At 51.9% G+C, this 24,459-nt stretch carries 24 protein-coding genes; 14 read left to right on the top strand and 10 right to left on the bottom strand.

Annotation, left to right across the window (positions count from 1 at the left end; genetic code table 11):
* Window positions 1-258: 258 nt before the first annotated feature.
* The 3 genes from ACSVDI_RS00170 to ACSVDI_RS00160 all read right to left on the bottom strand — a co-directional run bounded on the left by ACSVDI_RS00170 (window position 259) and on the right by ACSVDI_RS00160 (window position 4,070).
* Entirely contained in the window at window positions 259-1,536 is a 1,278-nt protein-coding gene (locus ACSVDI_RS00170; RefSeq protein ID WP_457943825.1) for a competence/damage-inducible protein A, read from the bottom strand.
* Window positions 1,537-1,542: 6 nt separating this feature from the next.
* Window positions 1,543-2,724: a tRNA uracil 4-sulfurtransferase ThiI gene (thiI, locus tag ACSVDI_RS00165; protein ID WP_457943824.1), complete on the bottom strand. Its 1,182-nt coding sequence runs from the start codon at window positions 2,722-2,724 to the stop codon at window positions 1,543-1,545.
* A 209-nt stretch (window positions 2,725-2,933) separates the two neighbouring features.
* Window positions 2,934-4,070 carry a cysteine desulfurase family protein gene (locus ACSVDI_RS00160; protein ID WP_457943822.1) on the bottom strand — a complete coding sequence of 379 codons (1,137 nt, stop codon included), beginning with the start codon at window positions 4,068-4,070 and terminating at the stop codon, window positions 2,934-2,936.
* A gap of 211 nt (window positions 4,071-4,281) precedes the next feature.
* On the opposite strand from ACSVDI_RS00160, the gene ACSVDI_RS00155 reads away from it, so the two are divergent.
* Window positions 4,282-4,710 (top strand): Fur family transcriptional regulator, encoded by a 429-nt coding sequence (locus tag ACSVDI_RS00155; RefSeq protein WP_457943820.1) that lies wholly within the window; start codon window positions 4,282-4,284, stop codon window positions 4,708-4,710.
* Between the two features lie 190 nt (window positions 4,711-4,900).
* On the opposite strand, the gene ACSVDI_RS00150 is transcribed toward ACSVDI_RS00155, so the two are convergent.
* Complete coding sequence (locus ACSVDI_RS00150; protein WP_457943819.1) at window positions 4,901-6,028, bottom strand: MGDG synthase family glycosyltransferase; 1,128 nt, start codon at window positions 6,026-6,028, stop codon at window positions 4,901-4,903.
* A 363-nt stretch (window positions 6,029-6,391) separates the two neighbouring features.
* On the opposite strand from ACSVDI_RS00150, the gene ACSVDI_RS00145 reads away from it, so the two are divergent.
* The 4 genes from ACSVDI_RS00145 to ACSVDI_RS00130 all read left to right on the top strand — a co-directional run bounded on the left by ACSVDI_RS00145 (window position 6,392) and on the right by ACSVDI_RS00130 (window position 12,438).
* Window positions 6,392-8,029 carry a VanW family protein gene (locus tag ACSVDI_RS00145; RefSeq protein WP_457943818.1) on the top strand — a complete coding sequence of 546 codons (1,638 nt, stop codon included), beginning with the start codon at window positions 6,392-6,394 and terminating at the stop codon, window positions 8,027-8,029.
* Between the two features lie 260 nt (window positions 8,030-8,289).
* Window positions 8,290-9,279, top strand: a complete 990-nt coding sequence (locus ACSVDI_RS00140) for a glycosyltransferase family 2 protein (protein ID WP_457943817.1) — start codon at window positions 8,290-8,292, stop codon at window positions 9,277-9,279.
* A gap of 120 nt (window positions 9,280-9,399) precedes the next feature.
* Window positions 9,400-10,521 (top strand): lysylphosphatidylglycerol synthase transmembrane domain-containing protein, encoded by a 1,122-nt coding sequence (locus ACSVDI_RS00135; protein WP_457943816.1) that lies wholly within the window; start codon window positions 9,400-9,402, stop codon window positions 10,519-10,521.
* A gap of 18 nt (window positions 10,522-10,539) precedes the next feature.
* A complete protein-coding gene (locus ACSVDI_RS00130) occupies window positions 10,540-12,438 on the top strand; it encodes an NAD(+) synthase (protein WP_457945654.1) in 1,899 nt (632 codons plus the stop codon).
* Between the two features lie 108 nt (window positions 12,439-12,546).
* Here ACSVDI_RS00130 and ACSVDI_RS00125 read toward each other — a convergent pair whose 3' ends face one another.
* Window positions 12,547-13,023: a GNAT family N-acetyltransferase gene (locus ACSVDI_RS00125; protein WP_457943814.1), complete on the bottom strand. Its 477-nt coding sequence runs from the start codon at window positions 13,021-13,023 to the stop codon at window positions 12,547-12,549.
* Window positions 13,024-13,106: 83 nt separating this feature from the next.
* Entirely contained in the window at window positions 13,107-14,147 is a 1,041-nt protein-coding gene (locus ACSVDI_RS00120) for a lytic transglycosylase domain-containing protein (protein WP_457943813.1), read from the bottom strand.
* 283 nt (window positions 14,148-14,430) lie between these two features.
* Here ACSVDI_RS00120 and spoVAC point away from each other — a divergent pair, with 283 nt between their 5' ends.
* Both spoVAC and spoVAD read left to right on the top strand, forming a co-directional pair.
* Entirely contained in the window at window positions 14,431-14,874 is a 444-nt protein-coding gene (gene spoVAC / locus ACSVDI_RS00115; RefSeq protein ID WP_457943812.1) for a stage V sporulation protein AC, read from the top strand.
* 38 nt (window positions 14,875-14,912) lie between these two features.
* Window positions 14,913-15,932, top strand: a complete 1,020-nt coding sequence (gene spoVAD, locus ACSVDI_RS00110; RefSeq protein WP_457943810.1) for a stage V sporulation protein AD — start codon at window positions 14,913-14,915, stop codon at window positions 15,930-15,932.
* Window positions 15,933-16,016: 84 nt separating this feature from the next.
* Here spoVAD and ACSVDI_RS00105 read toward each other — a convergent pair whose 3' ends face one another.
* Entirely contained in the window at window positions 16,017-17,546 is a 1,530-nt protein-coding gene (locus tag ACSVDI_RS00105) for a phosphomannomutase/phosphoglucomutase (protein ID WP_457943808.1), read from the bottom strand.
* A gap of 250 nt (window positions 17,547-17,796) precedes the next feature.
* Between ACSVDI_RS00105 and ACSVDI_RS00100 the strand changes: the two genes are divergently transcribed.
* Window positions 17,797-18,423: an ABC transporter ATP-binding protein gene (locus ACSVDI_RS00100; RefSeq protein WP_457943807.1), complete on the top strand. Its 627-nt coding sequence runs from the start codon at window positions 17,797-17,799 to the stop codon at window positions 18,421-18,423.
* A 62-nt stretch (window positions 18,424-18,485) separates the two neighbouring features.
* Here ACSVDI_RS00100 and ACSVDI_RS00095 read toward each other — a convergent pair whose 3' ends face one another.
* Window positions 18,486-19,139, bottom strand: coding sequence for a GNAT family N-acetyltransferase (locus ACSVDI_RS00095; protein WP_457943806.1), 654 nt, complete (start codon window positions 19,137-19,139; stop codon window positions 18,486-18,488).
* A 211-nt stretch (window positions 19,140-19,350) separates the two neighbouring features.
* On the opposite strand from ACSVDI_RS00095, the gene ACSVDI_RS00090 reads away from it, so the two are divergent.
* From ACSVDI_RS00090 to ACSVDI_RS00075, 4 genes are all read left to right on the top strand, one after another.
* Window positions 19,351-19,608 (top strand): hypothetical protein, encoded by a 258-nt coding sequence (locus tag ACSVDI_RS00090; RefSeq protein WP_457943804.1) that lies wholly within the window; start codon window positions 19,351-19,353, stop codon window positions 19,606-19,608.
* An 81-nt stretch (window positions 19,609-19,689) separates the two neighbouring features.
* A complete protein-coding gene (locus ACSVDI_RS00085; protein WP_457943802.1) occupies window positions 19,690-20,625 on the top strand; it encodes a ComEC/Rec2 family competence protein in 936 nt (311 codons plus the stop codon).
* A 163-nt stretch (window positions 20,626-20,788) separates the two neighbouring features.
* Complete coding sequence (locus ACSVDI_RS00080; protein WP_457943801.1) at window positions 20,789-21,001, top strand: hypothetical protein; 213 nt, start codon at window positions 20,789-20,791, stop codon at window positions 20,999-21,001.
* A gap of 15 nt (window positions 21,002-21,016) precedes the next feature.
* The gene (locus ACSVDI_RS00075; protein ID WP_457945653.1) at window positions 21,017-21,427 is read left to right on the top strand and encodes a transposase; all 411 of its coding nucleotides are present in this window, start codon (window positions 21,017-21,019) and stop codon (window positions 21,425-21,427) included.
* Window positions 21,428-21,516: 89 nt separating this feature from the next.
* Here the strand turns inward: ACSVDI_RS00075 and ACSVDI_RS00070 are convergent, their stop codons facing one another.
* Window positions 21,517-22,008: a spore coat protein gene (locus tag ACSVDI_RS00070; RefSeq protein ID WP_457943799.1), complete on the bottom strand. Its 492-nt coding sequence runs from the start codon at window positions 22,006-22,008 to the stop codon at window positions 21,517-21,519.
* A 40-nt stretch (window positions 22,009-22,048) separates the two neighbouring features.
* Window positions 22,049-22,267: a hypothetical protein gene (locus ACSVDI_RS00065; protein ID WP_457943798.1), complete on the bottom strand. Its 219-nt coding sequence runs from the start codon at window positions 22,265-22,267 to the stop codon at window positions 22,049-22,051.
* Between the two features lie 225 nt (window positions 22,268-22,492).
* On the opposite strand from ACSVDI_RS00065, the gene ACSVDI_RS00060 reads away from it, so the two are divergent.
* Both ACSVDI_RS00060 and ACSVDI_RS00055 read left to right on the top strand, forming a co-directional pair.
* Window positions 22,493-22,927: a GtrA family protein gene (locus tag ACSVDI_RS00060; RefSeq protein ID WP_457943796.1), complete on the top strand. Its 435-nt coding sequence runs from the start codon at window positions 22,493-22,495 to the stop codon at window positions 22,925-22,927.
* 84 nt (window positions 22,928-23,011) lie between these two features.
* Window positions 23,012-24,388, top strand: coding sequence for a glycine--tRNA ligase (locus ACSVDI_RS00055; RefSeq protein WP_457943795.1), 1,377 nt, complete (start codon window positions 23,012-23,014; stop codon window positions 24,386-24,388).
* Window positions 24,389-24,459 lie beyond the last annotated feature (71 nt).

Genomic DNA, 24,459 nt, shown 5'->3' with positions numbered 1-24,459 from the left:
AGGAACAGGTGGAAAACAGCATTTTGCCGTCGGTGGAAAAGTCCACTCCGGTGCGGAACAGCGATCTACCGGCCGCGGTGAGGAAAACCAGCACGGCCCAAAGGAGATTTCAGCAGGACGGCGTTTCGCCCATCCCCCCCTGCGGGGCAGAAGAATCCAATACATCTGGGGCTTTTTCCCGTCTGTGGATTCCGGCCGGTCACTAACATCGGTATCGTTAATATCATTATCGTTCGGGATTTGCATTAATTCATACCGTCAAATATTTTTTGCGGTATAAGCGGCTTCCTCCAGCCCGCCTAAATCAAACAGGTACCGCCGTACCATGTCGAGTGCATTGGAGGCAGCGAGCCACCGCAGATACCGGCGGCCCTTTTTTGCATTGTTGCCGGGCATTTTACGAACCCAGGTCTGTTTGCCATCGCACAGCGCCAGGTAAACCAGTCCTACTGGCTTCTCCGGCGTGCCGCCGCCCGGTCCGGCGATTCCGGTAATACCAATGCCGAGCTCGCTGCCCGATTTCCGGACGATGCCCTCTGCCATGGCGCGCGCCGTCTGTTCGCTGACTGCGCCGTACTGACGCAGGGTTTCTTCCGGAACATCCAGCAGCAGCGTTTTGATTTCATTTGCATAAGTGACCGCACCCATCTGGAACGCAGCAGACGAGCCGGGAATATCCGTAATGCGGGAAGCAAGCAGACCGCCGGTGCAGGACTCCGCGCAGGCAAGGTGCAGGCCGCGCCGGGTCAGTTCCTTAACGACCAATTCCTCCAGGCTTTCTACGTCGATTCCATAGATAAAGTCCCCAAGGCGCCGCTGCAGTTCATCCACGACCGGCTCACACAGCGCGGAAGCGGCCGCTTCATCTTTGGCACGCGCGGTCACGCGCACGAACATTTCGCCGTCTTTAGCATAGGTGGCGGCGGTCGGGTTGGTTCCCTCCGTCAAATCGGTAATTTGCTCCGCTACATAACCTTCCCCAAGGCCGAAAACCCGTACGATGCGGGAAACAATTACTGCACCGCTTTCTTTGGCAAGGAAGGGAACGGCGTAGTTTTTCAGCATGGGAATCAGCTCGCTGGGCGGGCCGGGGAGCATAATCATCGTTTTTCCGTTCGCTGTTTGAAACCCACAGCCCGGCGCGGTGCCGCAGTCGTTGGGGAAAACGGTGCAGCCTTCGGGCAGCATTGCCTGCTTTTTCTGGGATTCTCCCATGACGCGCCCTTTGAAATACTCCACAATCCGGTCGAGGCTTTCCTGGTGAAGAACCAGCTTTTTGCCTGCCGTTTTCGCGATGGTTTCCTTGGTCAGGTCGTCGCCCGTGGGCCCCAGGCCCCCGGTGGTAATGACGATGTCGCTGCGGTCCAGCGCAGTTTGGAGCGCGGCCTCCAGCCGTTCCGGGTTGTCGCCCACCGTGCAGGAATACAGCAGGTTAATGCCCAGCGCGGAAAGTTCCCGCGCCACGTAAGCCGCATCGGAGTTAATGGTGTGGCCGAGCAGCAGCTCAGTGCCGACGGAAATGATTTCAGCGTACATAAAAAGTCAAACCCTCTTTCCCGGATAGATTCGTTGAATTTTGACGTTTGCAACGCATTCTTCCACCAGCGCGTCGCAGTCCAAAGCCTGTTCGGCTTGCAGTATGAATTTCAAATCCGGCCTGGTGCGTGGGTGCTTCGGGGTAAACACCGTGCAGCAATCCTCGAACGGCAGGATGGAAGTTTCAAATGTATCAATCGCACGGGCAATTTGGATAATCTCTGTTTTGTCCATGCCGATTAAGGGACGGAACACCGGCATTTGCGCCGCCGCATCGGTGCAGGCGATGGCCTGCATGGTTTGGCTGGCCACCTGGCCGAGGCTTTCCCCGGTGATGAGTGCCCCGCAGCCCTCACACCGTGCGATTTTTTCCGAAACGCGCATCATGAAGCGGCGCATAATTAGGGTGAACAGCTCTTCCGGGCAGTTTGCCATAATCTGTTCCTGTACCTTGGCGAACGGAACCGTGAACATGGTCATCCGTCCCGCATATTCGCTTACCTTGATAAGCAGGTCGGCCACCTTTTGTTCGGCGCGCTCGCTGGTGTAAGGCGGGCTGGCAAAATGGACAGCGGTCAGTTCCAGACCCCGCTTTGCCATCATCCACGCCGCCACGGGACTGTCAATGCCGCCGCTAATGAGGATGGCCGCCTTGCCTCCCGTGCCCACGGGAATGCCGCCCGCGCCTTTCAGCGCGGGGCCGTGTACGTAAGCGCCGTAGTCACGTACCTCTACCCGCACCACAAAATCCGGGTTATGCACATCCACGCGCAGGTGGGGGTACTGCTGCAGAAGGAATTCCCCCAGTCGAGCGCTGATTTCCGGGGATTTCAGAGGAAAGCGCTTGTCGGCGCGCTTGGATTCTACCTTAAACGTTTTTGCCGCCGTCAGCTCCGGCTTCAGGTATTCCGCCGCGGAGGTCAGAATTACGTCGATGTTCTTTTCCACCACGCAAGCGCGGGAAAAGGTGACGATGCCAAAAATCTTGGCCACGCGCTCCGCCGCCGCTTCCAGGTCCGCGCCGTCGCGCGGTTCCACGGTAATGGTGGATTGTGCCGCACGGATATCGAATTTGCCGAGCAGTTCCAGCCTGCGCCGGATATTTTTCAGCAGAGCGGCTTCAAACGTGTTACGGTTCAATCCCTTCAACACCATTTCGCCCAGCTTAATCAGGAGAACTTCCTTCATGTTTACAACCATCCTTTTGTATTGGGCCGGAAGCCTTCCAGCGCCTTTCTTCCGCGCCGCATTCACGTTTCGCCTGGGCGAAAACACAAAACTTCCGGGTTAAAACTCATTGGTTCCATTCTTACTTTTGTTAAACCTTTTTTCTACGGAGACGATGCCGGTCTGTGCTGTTCCCGGCAAAAAGTCGCTCGTTTCCGTCTGAAGCGGAACTACGCGCGCTTTGTCAGGGTGGAAAGCGCCTGCTTCAGCACCTCCACAAACCGGTCCACCTCTTCCTCTGTGTTGTAGCGGGAAAAGCTGAGCCTGAGTGTCGAATCGATGACGTCGCGCGGCAGGTTCATGGCCGCCAGCACGTGGCTGGGTTTCCCCTTGGAGCAGGCGGAACCGGAGGAAACATAGATTTCATGTTCCGAAAGGTAGTGCAGCAGCGTTTCGGAACGAACCTTTCCGGCGGCAAAGCTGAGAATGTACGGCAAGCCCTGTTCTGTGGAATGGATAATTGCACCGTCCAGTTCGCTCAGCCGTTCCCGGCAGTAATGATTCAGCTTGCGCATCCGCGCCAGTTCCTGTTCTGTTTCGGGTAGCTGACGTACCGCCTCAGCGAATCCGGCAATCAGCTCCAGCGCTTCCGTACCGGGGCGGATGTTGCTTTCCTGCCCGCCCCCGAATGAATGGGGATTGATGTGCACGCCTTTTCGGACGTAAAGCGCGCCCACGCCCTTTGGCCCGTGAATTTTGTGCGCGCTCATGCTCATCAGGTCAATTTTGCTTTTTTCCGGGCGCAGCGGCAGCTTGCCGAACGCCTGCACCGCATCTACATGAAAGAGTGCGGGTGCCCCCGCAGCTTGAATCGCTTGTGGTACTACTTGAATTGGCAAAATGCTTCCAACCTCGTTATTCACGCACATCATGCTGACCAGAATCGTATCCGGCGTAATTGCTTCTCGAATGGCTTCTTCCGGAATATTTCCGGTGTGATCCGGCTTTAGAAGGACTACTTCAAAGCCTTCCCGCTCCAGCTCTTGCAGAGTGTTCAGCACGGAGTGGTGCTCAATTTCGGTGGAAACAATCCGATTGCCACGCTTGCGGCGCGCGTGTGCCGCGCCGAACAGGGCAAGGTTGTTGCTTTCGGTTCCACCGGAGGTAAAGAAAATTTCCTCGTCTCGCGCACCAATCTGCTGTGCAACCGTGCTGCGCGCGGTGGTCAGCTCCCGCTCTGCCCGGAAACCCATGGAGTGCAGGCTGGACGGGTTCCCGTAATTTTCGGTCATCAGTTCCATCACTTTGTCCGCCGCTTCGCGGCAGACCTTCGTGGTGGAGGAATTGTCAAAATATATTTCGCTCAAAGAAGATTACCTCCTGAATTATATCCGTTCTGTTCTGTCAAATTTATATCCACATTATACATCAATTGCCAACGGGCGGCAACGAGCCGTTTTAAAAAACTCGGGGATGCCTTCCGGCGCAGGAAATCCGCAGCTTTCATTGCAATTTTTAAAAACTGTATTATAATTAGGATAAGAAAAACAAGAATGAAAGGGATAAGGGGGCGGAGAATTGGCCGTTTTAAAAAACACAAAACAGCGTGGCGCCATTATGGAAATTCTGAGAAACAGCGCCGACCCGGTTAGCGCAGAAGAAATCTTCGACTCCCTGAAAAACGAGTATCCGAATCTGGCACTGTCCACGATTTACCGCAATTTGGAGCGTTTTTCCGAAAACGGAATGGTCACCCGGGATGTATTTAACGACGGCGTGGTGCGCTACTCCATTGCGGAGGAACATCATGGGCATTATTTGGTCTGCACACAGTGCAGCAATAAAATTAAAATTGACGACTGCCCGCTTATGCGCCTGGAACAGGGGCTGCAGCGTGACACCGGCTATGAGATTGAGGGCCACACGCTTACCATTTACGGAAAATGCCCCGACTGCCTGCGGCGGGAGCAGGGTGCCCGGGAACCGCATGAAAAACAAGGGGAATAAACGTTTCAAATAGCAGGAACAGGCTGAAAAGCATTGCTTTTCAGCCTGTTGTTTTTTGTTTATGATTTATTATGGCCGGATTCCTTTTTTATAACCTAGAAGGGCATAATTACCACAATTGCCACAAATAGCACAAATAAAATCTAAAAACATTTTTTGCTTTATTTGCTACATATAATTAGGTAACCGGTTACGGGCGGTTCTCCTTGGCAATCAGTTCGCGGATCAGGGAGAAGATGTTCTTTTTAGATTGGGACGTGTCGAAACTTGCGCAGGAATTCCGCATTTCGTCCAACCGGCGGCTGTTTTCTAAAAGCTCCCCGATGGTTTTGCCCGGGTCAATACCGTTGCCCAGCTTTACGGCCATGTTGTGTGTCAGCAGGAATTTCGCATTGTCTTCCTCCTGCCCCGGAATCGCGTCAAACACCGCCAACGGAATGTTGCAGGCCAGCGCTTCCGAAACGGTCAGCCCACCGGGCTTGGTAATCAGCAGGTCGGAAGCGTGCATGTAATTTTCCACTTCATCGGTGAAATAAACCAGCTTCGTTTTCTTCGGTGTTTCGTCCAGCTCCTGTGTAAACGCTTCATAAAGCTTACGGTTGCGGCCGGTGATGATAATCACCTGGAAATCGAGCGGAAGCTGCACTAAATCCTTGTAGATTTTCATAATATTCGTTACACCGAAGCTGCCGGCCATAATCAGAATCGTCGGCAGATTCGGGTCCATCCCGAATTTTTCACGCAGTGCGGATTTGTTGCCCTCGTTGAAAAATACGTCACTGACCGGGATGCCGAACGGATAGATTTTTTCTTTCTTTACGCCCATGGCCTCCATTTCGGGAATCATATCCGCCGTAGAAACAACATAGGCATCCACATTGGGCGCAATCCACGCGCGGTGCGGGCCATAGTCCGTCATCAGGCAGATGAGCGGCGCGGAAGTAACCCCTTTCCCTTTTAAATGGGAGACCATTTCGGTGGCAAACGGGTGCGTGGAAATGATGACGTCTGGCTTGTGCTCCTCAATCAGCGGGGCCAGCTTTAGGCTGAACACGCTGGTAAAGCGGTTCATCATATTGAACAGAATACTTTCCTCGTTTGTCTTGCGGTAAAGCTGACCGAACACCTTAGGCGTTTTGGTGGCAAGAAAATGATAACCGTCGCACACGGTTTTATCCAATACCACGCCGATGTACTTTATTGCGTCTACCAGAACCACTTCATTCCCTTCGGAATTTTCGCGGATGTAATTTTCAATTGCATGGGACGCCCTCAGGTGGCCTCCGCCGGTCGCTGCGGAGAGAATTAAAATTTTCATGCTTATGCCCCATCCTTTTTTCGGGCCGGAAGTTTCGGACTGTTCGCCCATCCGCCTGCCGGACGGCGGAAGATTCCATGGCTCCGTATTTGTATTATAAAAATATTTTACACGTTATAAAATTTTGTTTCCGAATTCTACCAAATTTATGCTGTGTTTCAGTTTACAATAAGATAAAACCGCGTTGCACCGCAGAAGCAAAATAAGTAAACCAGATATGATTATAAAAGGTATGGTGTATATTGTCAATCATCGTCTGTCCCACTGCGGGGCAGCGGATCTGTAATGAAGCTGTTACTTTACTTTTACCAGGCTGCGCTCTATAATGAAAACTGCATCTATGTAAAATATGGGAGGCATATTATGGCCGCAAACAACGTTATCGATATATCTTCCGGAGCAAAGCGCAAAAAGCATACGGCGCTCTGGATAACGCTTGCCGTGGTTTTGGTGCTTGGGGCTGCGGGAGGATTTTTCGGTACGCAGCTTTACAGCGTCTATCAGCATCAGGCAGAGGTTACCGCTGCTATTGACACCAACACATTCTATCCCGGAATTGTGGTTCAGGGTGTTGACTTAGGCGGAAAAACCATGGATCAAGCGCAAAGCGAAATGAAAGCGCTGGAACCATCCCTGCGCGACAAGGTCGACATCACCCTAACACACGGGGGAAAAAGCTGGAAGATTACGCAGGATGACTTGAGCTTCACCTTCAACACGGATTCCGTGCTGAAAGAGGCATATTCCTACGCGCGCGACGGTGACCGGGAGGAACGCTATCAGAAGGTGCAGGCTTTAAAAACCACACCCAAAACCTGGTCCATTACCAATACCATGAATTACGACGGCGTGAAAACCAAGCTGGAAACCATAGCAAAGGACATCGCCTATGACCCGGTGGACGCCACCGTAGCTTCGTTCGACCCGAAAACGGCTACGTTTTCCTACGTGGACGGCAAGAACGGTTTGTCCGTGGATACCAATAAACTGATTGCCGACGTGGAAAAACTCATCAACGGGTCAAAAACAGGCACGGTAGAAGTTCCCACGGTTGTGGTACCGTTCAACAAGACGGTGGCAGAGGTTAAGAGCCATCTTCAGAAGTTGGGTACATATAGCACCGTTTCCACCAATACTGCCAACGGCACCTACAATATGGCGCGTGCGCTGGCGGCGGTGAACGGAACGTGTGTAAAGCCCGGCGAGGTCTTTTCCTTTAACGCCACCACAGGCAACTGCAACAAAGCGAATGGTTACAAAGAGGCAGGCGCCATTCTGAACGGCCGCATGATTCAATCTTACGGCGGCGGAATCTGCCAGGCATCTACCACCATTTACGGGGCCGCATTGCGCTCCGGCATGGTCATCGTACAGCGCTCCAACCACTCCATCCCGTCCGTGTACTGCCCCATCGGACAGGACGCCGCGGTGAGCTACCCGGAACTGGACTTTAAATTCAAAAATCCGACCCCTTACCCGGTTTATATTGTAACCAGCACCAAGAACAAAACCCTGACTGCAACGTTTTATGGCTATCAGCCACCGGACTATGATAGAATCGAGATTACTTCCCAGAAAACGGCGACCATTGACGCGCCGAAAGAAGTGAAGTACATTGTGGACAATACGCTCGCAAAGGGAACGAAAAAGCTGACCTCCAAAGCGCGCAACGGATACCGTGCGACGGCAACGCGGCTGTACTATAAAAACGGCAGCATTGTGAAAACGGAGCAGCTTCCCTCCTCTTATTACCGACCCAGCCCAGCTTATTATTCCATTGGCCCGGGAACTTCGACCAGCACGCCGGCCAGCAGTTCGGCGGCCCCCTCTAAACCGGCCGCTTCTTCTAAACCAGCATCGTCTTCTCAGTCGACGGTTTCTTCTTCGTTGGCTTCATCCAAACTGCCGGTCAGTTCGGTACCGGAATCCTCTGCGCCGCCAGCCAGCTCCCATCCTGCTTCTTCCGAAAGTGACGGGGGCGACGGCATCGTTTACAACTAAATCCAATAGTCGGGGCGTATTTCCACCCCGACTAAATTTTTCTTGACTTTTTATGGGCAATCTGCAAAAATGTATTTAAGAATGCTTTCCCGCAAAAAACAGAATGTTTCACAGCCTGATATATATTTTTTAGGGTAAAACGTATGAATGATTCTGGAAAGTCGATACTTTACACGTAGAAATATGGCCGCAAGCCATTGGAAGTGTAAACTTGTTTAAAAATTAGAACAAGGCTTTCCGTCACAGAAAGGATGAGTGATTTGGCATCTGTCAGCAAAACACCGAAGGTGAGCGTTGTTATTCCTGTTTACAACGTTGAAAAGTATGTCGGAAAGTGCCTTTCCTCCCTTGTTGACCAAACCTTTACCGATTTTGAAATTATTGCGGTAAACGATGGTTCCCGCGACAGTTCCCTTGAAATTCTCCGCAGCTTTGAACGGAACTATTCGTTTATTACCGTAATCAATCAGTCAAATCAGGGCATGTCTGCCGCGCGGAACGCGGGAATCGCGATTGCGCGCGGGGAATACCTATGCCTGATTGACAGCGATGACTTCGTTGCTCCCACCTTTCTGGAGGAGCTTTACAACGCGTGTGAAGAAACCCAGTCCGATATTGCCTGCTGTTACTATTATTTTCGATTTGTGGAAAATAATTTTATTTTTGAATACCCGTTCCGGACGAAAGGCGTATTCAATCAGGCGCAGGCAATGAACAAGCTGCTGCGAGACGTGCAGATTCAAAGTCTGGTCTGGAATAAAATGTATAAGCGTAGCCTGTTTACCGATTATAATATTAAATTCCCATCCATGTGCTTTGAGGATATGGCGGTGGCTAACCAGATTTTTTCCCATGCAAAGCGCGTGGTGGTCATCGACCGTCCGCTTTACTACTACAACCAGCGCCCTGGCAGCACACTGGCTACTATCAATGCGGACAAGATCAACGACTTTATCCGGGCAATCGCCATGGTGCGCAGTTCCCTGGAACGCACGGGCACCTATGAAAAGTACCGGAAAAGCTATTTGGCTTTGACTAGAAAAACCTGCGCCTGCTGTTATTTGTATGTATTAAAGCTGCACAATGAGAAAAAATGTATGCATGGATGCATGTCGAATATGAAGCGTATTTCGCGTGCCATCAAACATTATTCCGGGAATGAGTTCAGTCCGGCGACCAAGTTTAGCGAATTGCCCGATGTTGTAGCTTCCCCTGAAAAACTGCAGGAAGAATATATGACCCGCTATTAACGACTGCCGCGAAGCGGAATCCGCTGTTTCGGGAATGCAAACCGGGCGTGTTCACGGTTCGCGGCGGTCGTTTTGCGGCTTGTCTGCCTTGTTCCCTGGGAACTAGGAGCATTCGGAGCTATGAATCAGAACAGGAGCAAAACATCGAAACGGTTTCAATGGGTCCTTTTCGCAATCACTTTAGCTTTGCTCGGTTACTTCTGCTTTTCCGACAACAACCTTGCCACCCTTTGCCAAAGCCTTCCCACCCTAAACTTTTTCTGGCTGGTGTGTGCCGCCGCTTGCATGGTGCTGAACTGGGTGATGGACAGCCTTGTCATTCGGATGCTTTTGTCCGCTTCGTTCCGCGATGATTTCGGATTTCGCCGCGCATTCCGCGTAACGATGGTGGGGCAGTATTTTAACTCCGTTACTCCCTATGCCGTCGGCGGCCAGCCAATGCAGCTGCTTGCCATGACGCGGCAGGGTGTGTCCTCGGGCACGGCACTTTCCGTATTGGTGCGGAAATTTTTAATTTATCAAACGACCATCACCGTTTATTCCCTGGTGGTGATTGTGGTAAAATATTCGTTTTTTCAAAGCCAGATTCAGAACTTTATGGCGCTGGCGTTCATCGGGTTCCTTGCCCAGGCTGCGATTGTGGTGGTTCTGCTGCTGTTTGCCAAAAGCCCGAAATTTACCACCAAACTGATTCACGGCGTGGTTTGGGTGCTGACCAAATGCCATATTGTAAAAAATCCGCAGGCCGCAAAGGACTCGGTCCGGAATCAGTTGGAGTTTTACCTGAAGAGCAATCGGACGATGCACGGCAACCGGAAAATGCGGGCCAGAATGTACGGTTACACGGTCATTCAGCTGACGGCCCTGTTTTCGGTTCCTTTTTTCCTTTATAAGGCGTTTCACAACAGTGGGTTTCCTGTTGCAAATATGATTGCAGCTCAGAGCTTTGTTACCATGATTTCGTCGTATACGCCGCTTCCGGGCGCAGCTGGGGCTGCCGAAGGCAGCTTTTTAATGATTTTTCAGCTTTTTTTCCGCGAAAATGTCATTAAACAGGCGATGCTGCTCTGGCGGTTTATCACCTATTATTCCTGTATTATTGTAGGCGCCTTTTATGCAGGGCTGGAAAACAAGCAGGAAAAATTAAGAGAAAAATTCCGCGAATCCGAAGCGGTTCCGCCGGCAGAGTCGGAGGAAAACGGGATGCGGGCAGAACCGGTTCTGTCGGATTCAAAACGGTAGAAGGAATGGAAAAAATTGATGCAGGATGGATTTTATAAAGTAGCGGCGGCAACTCCTTCCATTAAGGTTGCCGACTGCTCGTACAATGAAGATCAGATTTTCGATCTAATGCAGCAGGCTGCCGACCGCGGGGTCAGCGTCATCGTATTCCCGGAACTAAGCCTGACGGGCTATACCTGCGGGGACCTGTTTCGGGACCGCACCCTGATTTTAGGTGCGGAACGCGCGCTGAGAAATTTGATGGAACGGACGAAGAATTTGAACCTTCTGGCGGTCGTCGGGCTGCCGGTTGCCGCCGGCGCCGACCTTTACAACGCTGCGGCGGTGTTTTGCCGCGGGGAATTGCTTGGGCTTGCGGCAAAATCCAATATTCCGAATTATACGGAGTTTTACGAAGCACGGTACTTTACCCCTTCCCCCGAATATCGGGAGGTAACGCTTTGCGGGGAAACGGTTCCACTTGGCAGCCGCCTTATTTTCCCATGTGAGAATGCCCCTGAACTGGTGGTCGGCGTGGAAATCTGCGAAGACCTGTGGGTGTCCGACCCGCCGTCCGCTGCGCTTGCACGCGCCGGAGCGACGCTGATTTTGAACCCCTCCGCCAGCGATGAAATTATCGGCAAGTCACCCTACCGCCGGATGCTGGTGAATTCCCAGTCCGGGCGGCTGATTTCAGCCTATGTTTACGCCGATGCGGGCGAGGGCGAGTCCACGACCGATTTAATTTATACCGGGCATAACATTATTGCGGAAAACGGTACGGTACTGGCGGAGTCCACTCAGTTTTATACCGGGCTGACTACAGCGGATGTGGATTTGCAGCGAATCCATCAGGAACGCCTGCGCACCACCACCTGGACAAACGGCCCCGAAGCAGCGGCTATCCCGTTTGTCATGGAGTTTCCGTCGTTCCGTCTGGAACGGAAAATCCCGCCGCTTCCGTTTGTGCCGGATGACGTACGGGATTTGAACGAACGCTGCGAACTGATTTTGAACATGCAGGCATGGGGGCTGAAAAAGCGGCTGGCCCACACCGGTGTGAAGGATGTGGCCATCGGCGTGTCCGGCGGGCTGGATTCCACGCTGGCCCTGCTGGTGATTGCACGGGCGTTTGACCTGCAGAAGCTGGACCGCAAGGGAATTCATGCGATTTCCATGCCGGGCTTCGGCACGACTTCGCGCACGAAGAGCAACGCACAGCGCCTTTCGGAACTGCTGGGCGTGCAGTATCAGGAAATTCCGATTCACGCTGCGGTTGATCAGCATTTTAAGGATATTTCCCACGATCCCGCAGTTCAGGACGTGACATATGAAAATTCTCAGGCGCGCGAACGCACACAGATTTTAATGGATATCGCCAACCAGAACGGCGGGTTTGTCATCGGCACGGGGGATTTGTCGGAACTGGCGCTCGGATGGGCAACCTTTAACGGTGATATTATGTCCATGTACGGCATCAACTGTTCCATTCCGAAGACGCTGGTCCGCCATTTGGTTCGTCATGTGGCAGATACAGCTAGTGATGACCTGCGCGCCGTACTGGAGGATGTGCTGGACACCCCCGTCAGCCCGGAGCTTCTCCCGCCCGTGGATGGGAAAATCGCACAGAAAACGGAAAACATCGTCGGGCCATACGAACTGCACGACTTTTTCCTGTACTATATGATGCGTTTCGGCTTTACACCCGGTAAAATCTACCGGATGGCACAGCACGCGTTTGCCGGAACCTATGACGATGAAACGATTAAAACATGGCTGAAGAACTTTTACCGCCGCTTCTTTGCGCAGCAGTTTAAGCGCTCCTGTCTGCCAGACGGACCGAAGGTGGGCAGCGTGTCCCTTTCGCCGCGCGGCGATTGGCGCATGCCAAGCGACGCCAGCGCGCGGCTGTGGATGGAAGAAATTGAAGCATTGTAACAAAGAATAAGAGAATTCTATTAAAAACCCCGGCAGGCCGCAGGATATAAACTGCGGTTTGCCGGGGCTTTTTGTGCTCTTGGGCAAAATCGCTGGTGCACGGCGGATTCAAAGAAGCGGTAGCCTAGCCACAAGCTCGCCGTCGTCGTCCACTTCGCCGGTTTCCGTGAAGCCAAGAGAGGCGTAAAGGGCATTTGCAATGAAGTTTTCGGGTTCATAGGAAATACAAACATGGGAAGCCTTTCCGCACGGAAACGTGCGCAGGAGCTCCAGCGCTTTTTGCATGGCTGCCTTTCCAAATCCCCGACCTTGAAAACGCTGGTCAATCATCAGGCGGCAGACCCAGTACTGCGGCTCTGTTCTGGTTTCGCTCGGCTCGTTGTAGGCCAGCATCAGAAAACCGACCATCGTGCCGTTCTGATAAATGGCATAGGGCAGGGGGATGCAGTCCTTTGTAGTAAGGGCGACGTAGGCTTCCGCCAGACTGCGCAGATTGCTGGCGACAAAACCGGACTGTTCCTTCTTTGGCTCCAACCGGATACATTCCTCAAAATTGTCCAACGTAATTTGCCTGAGCTCCGTCATGAAATCCTCCAAATCCACCCCAATAAAAAAGCTCGGTTCTTTTGCACTTAGGCACAGAACCGGGCGTGATTTTATTTTTGAATTTAATACAAAAGACTGATGCTGTTGTTGTAATTGTCCGTGGAACCCCAATCCCCAGATGAGGAGCCGGCAAGCTCACTGATGCCGGACAGAGCGGAGGACAAGCCGGATAAACCCGACAGCGCAGACAAATCGGAAGAATCACCGGTTAATCCCATTAAGCCGGAAAGATCGGAAAGGCTGGTCATATCCTCGTAATCACTGGTGCTTTCGAGATCCCTGCTTAGGTCGGTGATACTGGAAGCAAGCGACTGTGTGGTTTCCGTCTGAATCTGGGAGACCCAAAGTTTCAGGAAAGAAAGGTAATCCTGATACGTAAATCCGCTGTTTTCGGTGGAGGAAGAGGAATTCAACAGAGAGCCAAGCGCGGCAGAGCCGGAAGAAGTTCCGGACAGGGCGCTCAGTACCCCAAGGGAACTCAACATTCCCTGCGAATTCAGCGAACCCAATCCGCTCAGGGCCGCCAGCTCCCCACTCAGGCCCGAAGAAGAATCGGAGCCGCCCGAAAGCGAAGAAACTTCCGGTGCATCCAGCGACATGCCTGCATAGTTCATAACACGCGTGACATAGGTCTGGGTTTCTTTAAACGGAGGAATCCCACCGTACTTTGCCACGTTGCCGCTTCCTGCGTTGTAGGCCGCAAGCGCTAGCTTTACGTCGCCGTCGTATTGGCTGATTTTTTGGCTGAGGTACCGTGCCCCGGCCATAATGTTCTGTTCCGGGTCCAGCGGGTTGGTTACCCCCATGGAGGCAGCAGTGGACGGCATCAGCTGCATGACGCCCTGTGCGCCGCAGCGGGAAACCGCGTTCGGATCAAAGCCGGATTCCGCTTTTGCCACTGCTTTTAACAGGTTGACGGGAACTCCATAAGTTTGCGACGCACGGTTAAAAATATCATCCAAATCCGTTGGCTTCTGTGCAGCGCTGACCGCGTTGTTAAACAGCTTGGAAAAGCTGGAGGACTCTGTCTTTCCCGAAGATGCTTTGCGGCTTACGGAAGCCGGTTGGCTGGTTCGTTTTGCCTGAATTTGAAGTTCACTCATGGTTCTTCTCCTTAGGGCTTTAATCGGATAGCCTGTATGCAAAATATCCCTGATATTAGAATTAACTTATAAAATCTGCTGTCTTTTATATCGTCCCGAAACATGGAAAAGTTAGGGCTGTTTTAAAAAATGTATTGCATTTATAAAGGCATTCCGTAAATTCCCTTAGAACGTTACTTGAAACTGTATATTTTTTTAGGAGAAAGGGAAAATACCTGATAACGGGATTGCGATCACTTTTCAATTGGTAGGGAAAGAAATCGCAGATAAAGGAGGACTTAAAGTGAAAGTATCCAAAGAAGAGTACAAGACGATGTCGGACAAAGCATCGCCCGGTTCGCCGTATGTTAAAGATATTATCATGGCGTTTCTGGTGGGCGGACTGATCTGCGCGACCGGTCAGCTGCTTGCTAATTTATACGTGAGCATGGGACTGGAGCTGAAAGACGCGCGTTCATGGGTTTCTATCACTCTGATTGCGCTCAGCGCCTTGCTGACCGCGTTCGGCGTGTTCGACAATATTGCAAAATTCGCCGGTGCCGGCACGCTTGTGCCGATTACCGGCTTTGCCAACAGCATTGTCGCCCCCGCCATCGAATTCAAAAGCGAGGGCCGGATTATGGGCGTTGGGGCCAAGATGTTTATCATCGCGGGTCCGGTACTGGTGTACGGGATCACGGCTTCGGTGCTGTATGGATTTATTCTTTGCATCTTCCGTTTATACTGATTACATTCGTTTGTATTATACTGACTGGAGGGCTGGCTGTGCCGGAACGAATCGGAAAATATACCATGCGATTTAAAAATCCGCCCAGTATTCTGGGCTATGCTTCTGTTGTAGGAAAAAAGGAGGGCGAGGGGCCGCTTGGCAAGCTGTTTGACCTGTGCCACAACGATACCTCCCTGGGGGAAACCAGCTGGGAAAAAGCGGAGAGTCGCCTTCAGAACGAGGCGGTCAATATTGCGCTGGACAAGGCGGGACTGCAGAATACCGATATGGACTGTATTTTTGCGGGTGACCTGCTGAACCAGTGCATTTCCTCCACCTTTGGCCTGCGCGGGCTGGATATCCCGTTTTTAGGCCAGTTCGGTGCGTGCTCCACCATGGCGCAAACGCTTTCCCTGGCTTCTATTTTTGTGGAATCGGGTGCGGCGCGAAAGGCAGCGGCGGTAACCTCTTCCCATTTCTGCTCGGCGGAGCGGCAGTTCCGTTTTCCGCTGGAATACGGCGGCCAGCGCACGCCCACCGCGCAGTGGACGGCTACGGCGGCCGGTTCCGTCATTGTGGGAACGGAGGAGCCGAAGGAAGGCAAAAAAATCACCGTGCAGGCGGTTACCATTGGTCGCATCAGCGACCTTGGCATTAAAGACATGAACAATATGGGCGCGGCGATGGCACCCGCCGCCGCGCAGACGCTGACGGATTATCTGCACGACACCGGGACCTCCCCGGACGAATACGACCTGATTTTGACCGGGGACCTGGGGCTGGTTGGAAGCGAACTGATGGAGGAACTGCTGGAAAAGGAAAACATTCAAATCTCTTCCCTGCATAACGACTGTGGGCTGATGCTGTATGATCGGGAAGCGCAGGATGTGCACGCGGGTGGCTCGGGTTGCGGGTGCTCAGCGTCCGTGCTGTGTTCCACCATTTTGCAGCAGATGTCCCAGGGGCAGCTGCACAACGTTTTGTTTATTGCAACCGGCGCGCTGATGTCGCCGACCTCTTCCCAACAGGGAGAGTCAATTCCCGGAATCGCACACCTGGTTTACCTGAAAGCGTAGGCTTTTTTCCGAGAATGAGGAACGGAAAACTGGAAAAACAAAGACCATGCAAACCCAAAGGATTGCATGGCCTTACATCCGGTTTTATTTTTCAGAAAGGAAGTTTTCCAGAGGGGAAATGTCCAGCCCTTCGCTGGTGCGCAGGTACGCGTACAACGCGAGGGCAATCTGCTTCACACCGCCCTTGGTGTCGCTTTCAATATTCAGCGGCATAATGGGGTCATGCACGCTCAGGCGGAGCAGGAACCAACCGTCCCCGTCGTCCTTGCCAAAGGAAACGCGGATTCCCTCGTGGTTGTCCGGTGCAATTTCCCAGCCGGGACGCTCCTTGGCGTAGGCTTCCAGACCGGCGATAACCTTTTCCCCGCATTCACGGAACGCCTCCACCTGAATCGGCAAACGGAGTTCTTTCGCTTCCACCGGTTCAGCAAGGGGTTCCAACAGGCTTTCCAGCGTTTCGCCTTTTGCGCGGAGCTGGGCCATCTTAATGATGATTTTTGTTACGAGGTAAGCCCCGTCGTCTAGAAAATAATTTTCCCGCAGTGCGGCGTGGCCGGAGGTTTCAATCGCCAGCGGACAGTTGACGCCCTCTTTGTTCAGTCGGATGGCCTCGTTAATTACGTTTTTGTAGCCGCGCTTGAAGCGGTGGTGTTTGCCGCCAAGCGTTTTTTCAATGTAGGTTTTCAGCCCGCTGGAGGTGATGGAGTCCGTTACGATGGTGCCGCTGTCGTTACCCTCGAGCGCAATGGCGGAGGCGATTGCCACCAGACGGTTGCGGTTGATTTCATCGCCCTTCGCGTCTACTGCGCCGCCGCGGTCCACATCGGTGTCAAAAATCACGCCAAGGTCGGCCTTGGCCGCCACCGTTGCAGCACAGATCGACTGCATGGCGGTTTCGTTTTCGGGGTTCGGAATGTGGTTGGGGAACATGCCGTCCGGCTCCAAAAACTGGCTGCCGGTCGTGTCTGCGCCGAGCGGAGCGAGCACGTCGCGTGCGTAAAATCCGCCTGCGCCGTTGCCTGCGTCCACCACAATTTTAAAGCCTTTCAGCGGGTGTTCATAGTCCTGTGCGTTTACGCCCTTTTGAATCATATCGCGCAGGTGCGCGCTGTACTGCTCCATATAATGGACGGTCTCCACAGAGCCTTCACCCTTTGCAGGCTCGTGTCCTTCCTGCGCGTGCAGCAGAATCGCTTCAATGTCCGGGGAATCCAGCCCGCCGTCTTTGGTAAAGAATTTCAGCCCGTTGCGGTTGAACGGGTGGTGGCTAGCGGTAATTTGCACGGAGCCGTCGCAGCCCAGGTCAACGGTTGTCATAAACATAGACGGGGTAGAGGCAAGCCCGCAGTCCAGCACATGCACGCCGGAGCGTTTCAGCGCATTGGTTACATCCGCCTGAATGCGGTCGGCGGAGATGCGGGAATCGTGTCCTACGGCCACGGTTAACTGGTTTGCCGCTTTCCCAACCTTCTCGGAAAGCCAGAGCACAAAGCCCAAAGTCATTTTGGTAATCACTTCGTCGGTCAGATTTACGGATTCCCCCGGCACGCCCTCGCTTGCAACCCCGCGGATATCCGTACCGCTTTTAAATTGTTTCCAGTATTTTGTCAGCATCGCTCGGTCTCCTCTTTCTGTTCGGGCGTTTCAACCCCAGGTCGACACCCTTTTCTTGTCCTTATTATACCCAAATGCCTTTCGTTTGTAAACGAAATCCCTTGATCATTCCGGCGCGGCGGGCCAAAAGCCGGGAACGATATTAAAAGTCCGAAATCCAGCGGATGCTTTGACGAATTCCACGAAAGGAAAGCTGTAAGATATGGAAAATCTAATTACTGTAAGTAATGTTTATAAGATATATAACAAAATGGAAAATGAAGTGCGCGCGCTGGACGGCATTTCATTTTCCATTTCTCAGGGGGAATTTATTGCGATTGTTGGGCCTTCCGGTTCCGGAAAATCAACGCTGATGAATATCCTTGGCTGCCTGGATACCCCGACCAGCGGCGAATACTTTCTGAACGGACAGAATGTGGCCGGATTAAACGAAAAAAAGCTGACCTACATCCGCAACCGGGAAATCGGGTTTGTGTTTCAGTCTTTTAACCTGGTTCCGGGTTTGGATGCGTTGGAAAACGTGGAGCTGCCGCTTTTGTACCGCGGCATGCCGCGCGAGGAGCGGCGCCGCCTGGCACAATCCGCGCTGGAACAGGTCGGCCTGGCGGAGCGGATGCACCACAAACCCTCCCAAATGAGCGGCGGCCAGCAGCAGCGGGTGGCCATTGCCCGTGCCATCGCAGCGCGTCCTCCCATTATTCTGGCGGACGAACCGACCGGGAATCTGGATTCTAAGTCGGGGGCATCGATTATGGAGATTCTGAAAGCGTTGAACGCAGAGGGCGAAACTGTCATTCTGATTACGCATGACAACAATATTGCACATACTGCGGGCAGGATGTTGAAAATTCAGGATGGCCGCATGGTCAGTCTTTGAGCGGCCACAATGGACAGCGGCCCGGTGTTTTCAGAAGTTCCTGTTGGGCGGCTGAATCGGGATTACGCAAAATGTTCGTCCACAATTGTATCCTGAAATTTCGAGAGCAGGTTCCGGCTTGTCGGGAAGGAGGCACAGCAGTAGGTGTACATTTGGGCAATGGCCTTCGCCTGTACGGTTCGTCCCAGGTTGGACGGTACTGTTTTCGGCTTGTAATAGAGGTGCATGGGGAAACTGCCCTCTTCCCACGGCTGAAGGAAATTGGCGTGCAGCCGGTACGCACCCAGCTTTTCATAAAATTCGATGCGGCGTTTCTGCCGCTTCGCTTTGGCGGGGTCGCTTTCGTCCACCTGCTCCACCGACAGAATCATTCCCTCATAGGGGCCGCAGTATTTTTGGTGAACCGCCTGAAACAGTTTCTGCCCGTATCCATGCGACTGGAATGGTTGTGTAATAGCGAGGTAATCCAGCCAGAAAACGCTGCTGCTTTCCGGGAAGAAGACAAGGGCGTAGCCAATCAGCTGGCCGTCCGCGTTCCGGTACATTAAAATACGGTAGCGCCCGCCGTGCAGCAAGTTCAGAAAATCACCGTATTCATACAGCTCGGTTTTGGGAAACTGGCGGATTAAATTCTCATAAATCATGGGGAAATCTTCTATTGTACCCACAGTAATCTGTGCCGCTTGGCGGATATCCGTTAGGGGCGTGGAAGCCATATTAAAATCTCCAATTCCGTGAATTTGTAACATATTATAGCACAAGCTTTTCATTTTCAGCAAATTTGATAAATGGTATGTGAAAGAAGAGAAAGAAAAACTGCGAAACTTTGGCAGTTTTCACACCGGTGGCTTTGTTGACAATCCATTCGCAAATGCTATAATGAAGTTAGGTCAGGGAATCCATACCAATTGATAGAGGAGGATCATTATGGCTTTATCGACAATACAGTTACATGACGTTAATGTGCCGGAATTTTTGAAAGTTCTGGATGAGTGCCAAGGAAATGTTTATCTGGTAACTCGCGAGGGTGACCATTTGAATCTGAAAAGTAAACTCTGCCAGCTTGTTGGCTTAACTCAGTTAATTGAAGGCGGCAAAATTGCCGAGGCTTTCGTGGTTTGCGAGAACCCGGAAGACGAAAGGAAGCTTTTCCGCTTTAATCTGTTCGGAAAAGAAAACTCATAAGTTGAACTACTACACAGGCCTTTCGGCCTTGGGCCGCCCCCGGCGGGGGGCGGCTTTTTTTGTGTGTAAAGGAGGCGTGCAATGGCACGCAGAAGAAAACGTAATTTCATCGGCGGAGCGGTGCTGCTGATTGCGGCGATGCTGTATTCTGCCCTGTACGGAGCGCCCGCAAAAGACACCTCCTCTGCGGCACAATCCGCCGCGCCGGTTTCTTCTTCCAAAGAGGCGGCGCAGACAAACGTTTGGTTTCTGGATGTAGGGCAGGGGGACAGTGAGCTGATTCGCCTGAAGTCGGGGAAAAATATTCTGATTGATGCCGGGACGGGGGAAACCGCCAAACAGCTTCCCGCTCTGTTAAAGGAACTGGGGGTCACACGGATTGATCTGCTGATTGGCACCCATCCGCACGAGGACCACATCGGCGGTATGGCGGAGGTAGTAAAGAACTTCCCCATCGGGCAGATTTACATGCCGAAGATTCCGAATTCCCAAGTGCCCACCACGGCAGTCTATGAGAATTTGTTAGAGACAATCGAAGCAAAAAAACTGAAAATTACCGCAGCGAAAAGCGGGATGGTTCCTTTGGAGGAGGACGGCTGCAAGCTGGAGCTGTTCGCCCCCAATCGCGCAAGCTACAAGGACCTGAACGATTATTCCGTGGTAGCAAAGCTGACCTGCGGGCAAAAAAGCTTTCTGTTTGCGGGGGATGCGGAATCCCCAAGCGAGCAGGAAATGCTGAAAACGGGATACGACTTGAAAAGCGATGTACTCAAATGTGGGCATCACGGCAGTTTGTCCTCTACCACAGCGGCGTTCCTGAAAGCAGTATCACCCACGGCGGCGGTTATTTCCTGCGGGGTGAACAACGATTACGGGCACCCCAGCAAACAGGTGCTTAGCCGCCTAAACAAGGCAAAAGTGACGATTTACCGGACGGACCAGCAGGGAACTATTTTGGCGCAGTGCGACGGAAAAACCATTGCCTTTCAAACAAACCAGAAATCACTGGTCAAATAGTACGAAAAAAAGAAGGCGCTGTAAAATGAATGGAAATTCATTTTACAGCACCTTTTTATGGAATAAAATCCCCCGATATATTTTTGGACTATCCCCCAGAAAACAGACAGTGAAAAAAGAGACCTCCTGTTGTAGAATGGAAAGTACAACAGGAGGTAATTTTATGCCCAGAAAATATACAAAAGAAGAAATGTTAAGCGAGGAAGTATTCTGTCGAAAGGCAGCTGGAGAAACGAACCGAGAAATAGGAGAAAGCTATGGACTAACAAAATATCAAATCAAACAGTTGGTCAGCCGCCAGCATCGGAAGGCGCGCTTGATTGCCAACGGGTATATACCTCTTCCTAAAGGCAGGCCACGAAAAAACACGTTATAACAACGAACTGGCTGAATTGCGGTAGACCTGTGTGGCAAAATGGTTTTGGCCTATTGTATCGGTAATGATATGACTGCCTCACTGGTGACTGATACCATCCGAGACGCCTTACAAAAAGAGAAAGTCGCTGATGGACTTGCTCTCCACAGCGACCAAGGGTCTCAATACACATCTCAAGCATACTTTGACCTGAGTCAAGAGTATCACGTTCAGCCATCCATGTCCAGTTCCGGTTATCCATATGACAATGCAGCTATGGAAAATTTCTTTGGTACGCTAAAAACGGAATGTTTATACCGTACCGAGTTTTCCTGCCGCGCTGAAGTTGAACAGGCAGTAGCTGAATATGTGCAATTTTACAATGATGAGCGTATTAACATGAAAAAGGGCCTCACTCCGTCCGAAATACGGAGCAAGGCCGCCTAAATCTGAGTTATTCTGCGACAGGGCTTTTATTTCTTTGTCTGTTCAATTGGGAACAGTCCAGAAAATCACCGGGATTCTCCGTGTTTTTCTCAGTTTTGCAGTTGGTTCATGACCGTTTGTGTTTGGTCCAGGTCAATCAGAATCTGCTGATTCATGTTATAGGCGTTGTACCAGCCCTTTTTTGTCACATACGCGCCGATTTGATCCTGAAACGCAATGGCCTCGTTCAGCTGGCGCTTCAGCAGGGAACGAACCGACGGGGTAGCGGCTTCCGTAATGGCGTCTGCATAGGCTTTCACGCTCTCTTTGGCAGAAATCAGCAGGTCACAGGCAACGGCCCGGTCATTCATCGGAACGGTTTTGCCGGAATCGGTACTTCCTGCTTTGCTGCTGTCAAAGGAACTGCTTTGCTCGGAGGAATCTTCTGTCGAACTGCCTGCCGCGGGGATGGAATTGTTCATGTCCCGGCACGAAGAAGTTTCCTGCTGCGGGTTACTTGCAGAAGGAATGCTGCCGGTTTTGTACCCGGAGTTCGCGCTGGGCATTCCGTTGGAGGACATGCTTTCAAAGTTTGAGTCCATATTTATTCTCCTTTCGTGTAATAGTGTATAATAAGAATCGTTATGATTCGGAACGGCAGCCGATTGCGGGGGACAGGGTTGTTTGAATATCCTGAATCTGCCGCATGGTGTTGGAAATATCCTGGTTCAAGATTTTTTTCAGCTCCGGGTCGCTGATACTGCTGCGCGCGGCAGCCGATTTTATGGCACAGGTGTTCTTTAAGGTCAGAATTTCATGCAAATGCATGGTTTCCTGGGGAGTAATCGGAGTCACCTGCATGAGGGATCACCTCCTTCTGTCCATATTCTGCTTTTTCACTGCGGTCCTTTTACAGACGCTGTTATTGTTTGACAAACGGGGAAAAATATGAGCCGGTCCGGCTGCGGATGTAATTTTGAATGATTCATTGTGGCTGTTAATTTTTTTGCAGATAAGGCTTTCCTGCTTGAAAGGAAAGGCGGACAATGGTAAACTATAAGAATGTTACTATCCATGGAGGCTCGTATGGATAAGCTAAAAAAGCTCTGGCGTTTTTTGACTTCCCCAGAAATGATTTTATACATTATCTTCGGCGTGCTTACAACGGTCCTCAATTTAGTGGCTTACGGGCTGCTGCACCCGCTGTTCCATATCAATGCCTACTGGAATGTGCTGATTGCAAACGCGATTGCCTGGGTGCTTGCCGTAGCGTTTGCTTTTATTACGAACAAGCTCTACGTGTTCCGAAGCAAAAGCTTTGAGCCGAGCCTGCTGAGGCGGGAACTGATTTCATTTGTGGGTGCACGTCTGCTGACGCTGGGCATTGACGAGCTTGGCATGATGCTTTTGGTCAGCGTAATGGGCATGAACGACTGGATTGCAAAAACAATTGTGAATGTCCTTGTGATAGTCTTAAATTATATTTTAAGCAAACTCTTCATCTTTAAAAAGGAATCTTAAGGAAACGTGGATGAATGAACCGCCACAAGGCGGAATCGACGGTTTCCTTTGCAAAGATATCCGAATGTTATGGAGGAAAGAACTATGTTAGCAACCGAAAAGACAATGGACAAAATTGTCGCCCTGTGCAAAAACCGCGGTTTTGTCTATTCCGGCAGTGAAATTTACGGCGGTCTGTCGAATTCTTGGGATTACGGCCCGCTCGGCGTGGAATTCAAGAACAACATCAAACGCGCGTGGATGCGGAAGTTCGTGCAGGAAAGCCCGTACAACGTTGGGTTGGATTCGGCCATTCTGATGAACCCGCAGGTGTGGGTGGCCTCCGGCCATGTGGGCGGCTTTTCTGACCCGCTGATGGACTGCCGCGACTGCAAAACCCGCCACCGCGCGGACAAGCTGATTGAAGATTTCAGCGGCGAATCCGCGGACGGCTGGTCCAACGAAAAAATGATGGAATACATCAAAGAGCACAACATTAAGTGCCCGAACTGCGGCAGCACCAATTTTACGGACATCCGCCAGTTTAATCTGATGTTCAAAACGTTCCAGGGTGTCACGGAGGACGCGAAGAGCCAGATTTACCTCCGCCCGGAAACGGCGCAGGGCATTTTCGTCAACTTTGCAAACATTCAGCGCACTACCCGCCGCAAGCTGCCATTCGGCGTCTGCCAGGTGGGCAAGAGCTTCCGCAATGAAATTACGCCCGGCAACTTCATTTTCCGCATCCGCGAGTTCGAGCAGATGGAGTGCGAATTCTTCTGCAAACCCGGCACGGACCTTGATTGGTTCTATTACTGGAAAGATTACTGCGAGAAATGGCTGCTCAACCTTGGCATGACAAAAGAAAACATGCGCCTGCGCGACCATGAAAAAGAAGAGCTTTCCTTCTACTCCAAGGCAACGACCGATATTGAATATCTGTTCCCGTTCGGCTGGGGCGAACTGTGGGGAATTGCCGACCGCACCGACTACGACCTGACTCAACATCAGAACCACTCCGGCAAGAGTCTGGATTATTTTGACCCCGAAACGAATGAACGCTACATTCCTTATGTTATTGAGCCTTCGCTCGGCGCGGACCGTGTTGCACTCGCGTTCCTGTGCGACGCCTATGACGAAGAAAAGATCGACGAAAAGGACACCCGCGTGGTGCTTCGCCTGCACCCGGCACTCGCTCCGTTTAAAGCTGCTGTTCTGCCGCTTTCCAAAAAGCTGAACGAAAAGGCACAGGAGGTTTACGCCGGCCTGACCAAGCACTTTATGGTGGATTATGACGATGCCGGTTCCATTGGCAAACGGTACCGCCGTCAGGACGAAATCGGCACACCGTTCTGCATTACTTATGACTTTGACAGTGAAAACGACGGCTGTGTAACCGTGCGCGACCGCGACACCATGCAGCAGGAGCGCATCGCGATTACCGAGCTTGCCAACTATATCAACCAAAGACTGGAGTTCTAATGGCTCATAGCCGGTCTTAACCCTTTTAACGCAAAGCCGCCCTTTCCCACTTTTCTGTGGAAAAGGGCGGC

The sequence above is a fragment of the Caproiciproducens sp. LBM24188 genome (genome assembly GCF_054130445.1).
This window is presented reverse-complemented; position numbering and strand designations above follow the sequence as displayed.

Bases quoted from the DNA above. Each gene is read 5' to 3' on its own strand.
- ACSVDI_RS00170 (WP_457943825.1), bottom strand. From the start codon at position 1,536: ATGTACGCTGAAATCATTTCCGTCGGCACTGAGCTGCTGCTCGGCCAC.
- thiI (WP_457943824.1), bottom strand. From the start codon at position 2,724: ATGAAGGAAGTTCTCCTGATTAAGCTGGGCGAAATGGTGTTGAAGGGA.
- ACSVDI_RS00150 (WP_457943819.1), bottom strand. From the start codon at position 6,028: ATGAAAATTTTAATTCTCTCCGCAGCGACCGGCGGAGGCCACCTGAGG.
- ACSVDI_RS00145 (WP_457943818.1), top strand. From the start codon at position 6,392: ATGGCCGCAAACAACGTTATCGATATATCTTCCGGAGCAAAGCGCAAA.
- ACSVDI_RS00135 (WP_457943816.1), top strand. From the start codon at position 9,400: ATGAATCAGAACAGGAGCAAAACATCGAAACGGTTTCAATGGGTCCTT.
- ACSVDI_RS00130 (WP_457945654.1), top strand. From the start codon at position 10,540: ATGCAGGATGGATTTTATAAAGTAGCGGCGGCAACTCCTTCCATTAAG.
- ACSVDI_RS00125 (WP_457943814.1), bottom strand. From the start codon at position 13,023: ATGACGGAGCTCAGGCAAATTACGTTGGACAATTTTGAGGAATGTATC.
- ACSVDI_RS00120 (WP_457943813.1), bottom strand. From the start codon at position 14,147: ATGAGTGAACTTCAAATTCAGGCAAAACGAACCAGCCAACCGGCTTCC.
- ACSVDI_RS00105 (WP_457943808.1), bottom strand. From the start codon at position 17,546: ATGCTGACAAAATACTGGAAACAATTTAAAAGCGGTACGGATATCCGC.
- ACSVDI_RS00100 (WP_457943807.1), top strand. From the start codon at position 17,797: ATGGAAAATGAAGTGCGCGCGCTGGACGGCATTTCATTTTCCATTTCT.
- ACSVDI_RS00095 (WP_457943806.1), bottom strand. From the start codon at position 19,139: ATGGCTTCCACGCCCCTAACGGATATCCGCCAAGCGGCACAGATTACT.
- ACSVDI_RS00090 (WP_457943804.1), top strand. From the start codon at position 19,351: ATGGCTTTATCGACAATACAGTTACATGACGTTAATGTGCCGGAATTT.
- ACSVDI_RS00085 (WP_457943802.1), top strand. From the start codon at position 19,690: ATGGCACGCAGAAGAAAACGTAATTTCATCGGCGGAGCGGTGCTGCTG.
- ACSVDI_RS00080 (WP_457943801.1), top strand. From the start codon at position 20,789: ATGCCCAGAAAATATACAAAAGAAGAAATGTTAAGCGAGGAAGTATTC.
- ACSVDI_RS00070 (WP_457943799.1), bottom strand. From the start codon at position 22,008: ATGGACTCAAACTTTGAAAGCATGTCCTCCAACGGAATGCCCAGCGCG.
- ACSVDI_RS00065 (WP_457943798.1), bottom strand. From the start codon at position 22,267: ATGCAGGTGACTCCGATTACTCCCCAGGAAACCATGCATTTGCATGAA.
- ACSVDI_RS00060 (WP_457943796.1), top strand. From the start codon at position 22,493: ATGGATAAGCTAAAAAAGCTCTGGCGTTTTTTGACTTCCCCAGAAATG.
- ACSVDI_RS00055 (WP_457943795.1), top strand. From the start codon at position 23,012: ATGTTAGCAACCGAAAAGACAATGGACAAAATTGTCGCCCTGTGCAAA.